We start from the raw sequence: 3,358 nt of genomic DNA, 5'->3' as shown, positions 1-3,358 counted from the left end.
CACCGGCGAGGAGATGGCGCTGCGCGCCTCGGTTCTCGACCTGGAGGGCGGGATGTTCAGCGAGGCGGCGCGCACCGGCCCGGCCAATCGGCCGCGCGAGCTCGGCCGCACGGTGGGCCTCGAACTGCTCGACAAGGGCGCCGCTGCGGTGATCGAAAAGACCCGGCCGGAGTAATCGCAATGGCCACAGTATTTCCGTTCTCCGCGATCGTCGGCCAGGACGAGATGAAGCTGGCGCTGCTGATCGCGGCGGTGGATCAGAAGGTCGGCGGCGTGCTGGCCTTCGGAGACCGCGGCGCCGGCAAGTCCACCGCGGTTCGCGCGCTGGCAGCGCTGCTGCCGAAGATGAAGACCGTGGTCGGCTGCCGCTACAATTGCGATCCCGACCAGCCCGAGCGCTACTGCGAAGAGTGCAAGGAGAAGGTCAAGCACGGCAAGGTCAAGACCGCGCAGGTGCCGGTGCCGGTGGTGGATCTGCCGCTCGGCGCCACTGAAGACCGCGTCGTCGGTGCGCTCGATCTGGAACGTGCGCTTGCCAAGGGCGAGAAGGCGTTCGAGCCGGGCCTGTTGGCGCGGGCGCATCGCGGCTTCCTCTACATCGACGAAGCCAACCTGCTCGAAGACCATCTGGTCGACCTGTTGCTCGACGTCGCCGCCTCCGGTGAGAACGTGGTCGAGCGTGAAGGCCTCAGCATTCGTCACCCGGCCCGCTTCGTGCTGGTCGGCACCGGCAACCCGGAAGAAGGCGAGCTGCGTCCGCAATTGCTCGACCGCTTCGGCATGTCGGTCGAAGTGAAGACCCCGGACACGCTGCCGGAACGCATCGAAGTGGTGCGTCGCCGCGATGCGTTCGAGACCGATCCGGCCGCCTTCGTCGCCGATTGGTCGAAGGAAGAGACTAAGCTGCGCCGCAAGATCTCGCAGGCCAAGGAGCGGCTGCCGGAAGTCACCGTGAGCGACGCGGCGCTGGAACGGGCCGCCAAGCTGTGCATGACGCTCGGCACCGACGGTCTCCGCGGCGAACTGACGTTGATGCGTGCTGCGCGGGCGCTCGCTGCGCTCGAGCACGACAAGACCGTGACCGATGATCACCTGAAGCGGATCGCGCCCTCTGCCTTGCGGCACCGGCTGCGCCGCAATCCGCTCGACGACGCCGGCTCCAGCGTGCGGGTCGATCGCGCGCTTGCCGAAATCTTCGGATGAGCATCGCGCTCGCATGGTCCGATGCGGTGACCGCGGCGCAGTTGTTCGCGGTCGATCCGGTCGGCACCGGCGGTGTGTTGCTGCGCTCGCGCGCCGGCCCGGTGCGCGACCGCTGGCTCGCGATGCTGCGCGCCGCGCTGCCGCCTGAACAACCCTACAAACATCTGCCGCTGCATATCGCCGACGGCCGCCTGCTCGGCGGGCTCGACCTGTCGGCGACGCTACTCGCCGGCCGCCCGGTCGCTGAGCGCGGCTTGCTGTCGGAAGCCGACGGCGGCGTGCTGGTGGTGGCGATGGCCGAGCGGCTGCAGTCCTCGACCAACGTGTATCTGACCGCCGCGATGGACGCGCACGAGACCGCGGTGGAGCGCGACGGCCTGTCGCTGCGGATGCCGGCGCGGTTCGGCGTGGTGGCGCTCGACGAAGGGCTCGAGGACGAGTTCTCGCCGGCGGGCCTGCGCGACCGGCTCGGCTTCCATCTCGATCTCGATCAGTTCGCCTGGCGCGAGACCGATGATTTCCCGATTTCGCTCGACGACATCCGCGCCGCTCGCGCGCGGCTCCCCGATATCAAGGTCGAGAGCGAGCAGATCGAGGCGGTGTGCACCGCCGCGGCTGCGCTCGGCATCATCTCGCTGCGCGCGCCGCTGCTGGCGATCCGCGCCGCCAAGGCGAGCGCCGCGCTGTTCGATCGCACCAAGATCGAGCAGGACGACATCACACTCGCCGCGCGCCTGGTGCTGGCGCCGCGCGCCACCGTGTTCCCGCAGCAGGAGCAGCCGGACCAGGCCGACGAGCCGCCGCCGCCCGAGCCCCCGCCGCCGGAAGACGACAATCAGGACAACAACGATCAAGAGCAGCAGACGCCCGACATCGACAAGGCGCTGGACGAGGTGATCCTCGCCGCCGTCAAGGCTGCGATGCCGCCCGGCGTGCTGGAGGCGATGCGCGCCTCGGCCGGACGGGCGCGGGCCCGCTCGGCCGGCAAGGCCGGCGAGCTGCAGAAGTCGAAGAAGCGCGGCCGTCCCGCCGGCAGCATCCGCGGCGAACTGCGCGACGGCTCCAAGCTCAACGTGATTGAGACGCTGCGCGCTGCGGCGCCGTGGCAGCCGCTGCGGCGGCGCCAGGCCGCGGGTCGCAACGGCAGTGCGCCGCGCATCCTGGTCGAGAAGGACGATTTCCGGATCGCGCGCTTCAAGCAGCGTACCGAGACCATCACCATCTTCGTGGTCGACGCCTCCGGCTCGGCGGCGCTGCACCGGCTCGCCGAAGCCAAAGGCGCGGTCGAACTGTTACTTGCTGACTGCTACGTCCGCCGCGACCAGGTGGCGATGATCTCGTTCCGCGGCACCATCGCCGAGATCCTGTTGCCGCCGACGCGGTCGCTGGCGCGCGCCAAGCGCAGTCTCGCCGGATTGCCGGGCGGCGGCGGCACGCCGCTGTCGGCCGGGCTCGACTGCGCCTTCATGCTGGCGGATTCGATCAAGCGCAAAGGCCAGACGCCGACGGTGATCGTGCTCACCGACGGCCGCGCCAACATCGCGCGCGACGGTGCGCCGGGACGGCCGCAAGCTGAAGAAGATGCCAAGGCGTCGGCCCGGCAGTTCCGCGTCGCCGGAATTAGCTCGGTGGTGATCGATATGTCGCCGCGTCCGGGCCCCCAGGCGGAATCCTTCGCCAAGGAAATGGACGCGCGCTACCTGCCGCTGCCGCATGCCGACGCCACCGTGCTGGCACAGGCCGTCACGGCCGCGACTCGGCAGGACTGATCGGCGTTCTGCGATCGCTGAGCTTGCTGAGAATTTTGGATCTTAAGCGTCGAGCACGAAGGCGTCGTCGTCTCCGGCGACGCGTGGCGTGGTCGGGGGAGACGGCGGCGCCTCAATGGTGGCGAGCCGTTCGACCCGCGCGCCCACCGTCGAGTTCCGCTGCGGCGGCCGGGCGATCCGCCACTCCAGCTCGCTACGGTTCTGCAGCTCGGTGAACTTCACCGCAAAACCATCGGGCCGATGCCGCACCACCCGGCCGACGCAGCTGCCGACCGCCAGCGGGGTTCCGATCTCGGGCTGCACATCGGCCGACACCGCCACGCCGGCGACTGTCCCTTATACACATCCGACGCTTCCGACGAAATAGACGGTGTAGATGGCCGTGG

The 3,358-nt window shown here is 69.5% G+C and carries 2 protein-coding genes and 2 pseudogenes; 3 read left to right on the top strand and 1 reads right to left on the bottom strand.

Features of this window, described 5'->3' with window-relative positions; all coding sequences use genetic code 11:
• From DYI24_RS28435 to DYI24_RS23660, 3 genes and pseudogenes are all read left to right on the top strand, one after another.
• Positions 1–175: pseudogene (locus tag DYI24_RS28435) on the top strand (hydroxymethylbilane synthase); the annotation flags it as partial.
• A gap of 5 nt (positions 176–180) precedes the next feature.
• A complete protein-coding gene (gene bchI / locus DYI24_RS23665; RefSeq protein WP_107343522.1) occupies positions 181–1,203 on the top strand; it encodes a magnesium chelatase ATPase subunit I in 1,023 nt (340 codons plus the stop codon).
• On the top strand, positions 1,200–2,972 hold the full coding sequence (locus DYI24_RS23660) for a magnesium chelatase subunit D (protein ID WP_164574061.1): 1,773 nt from the start codon (positions 1,200–1,202) through the stop codon (positions 2,970–2,972). The genes bchI and DYI24_RS23660 overlap by 4 nt, the downstream gene beginning before the upstream one ends.
• Positions 2,973–3,014: 42 nt before the next feature.
• On the opposite strand, the pseudogene DYI24_RS23655 reads toward DYI24_RS23660, so the two are convergent.
• Positions 3,015–3,305: pseudogene (locus DYI24_RS23655) on the bottom strand (PilZ domain-containing protein); the annotation flags it as partial.
• Positions 3,306–3,358: the final 53 nt, after the last annotated feature.

Source organism: Rhodopseudomonas sp. BR0C11 (genome assembly GCF_010820945.1).
In the GTDB taxonomy this organism is placed as follows: Bacteria; Pseudomonadota; Alphaproteobacteria; order Rhizobiales; family Xanthobacteraceae; genus Rhodopseudomonas; species Rhodopseudomonas palustris_H.
This window is presented reverse-complemented; position numbering and strand designations above follow the sequence as displayed.

Excerpts from the sequence above, each read along its gene's own strand:
- bchI (WP_107343522.1), top strand. The coding sequence starts at position 181 with ATGGCCACAGTATTTCCGTTCTCCGCGATCGTCGGCCAGGACGAGATG.
- DYI24_RS23660 (WP_164574061.1), top strand. The coding sequence starts at position 1,200 with ATGAGCATCGCGCTCGCATGGTCCGATGCGGTGACCGCGGCGCAGTTG.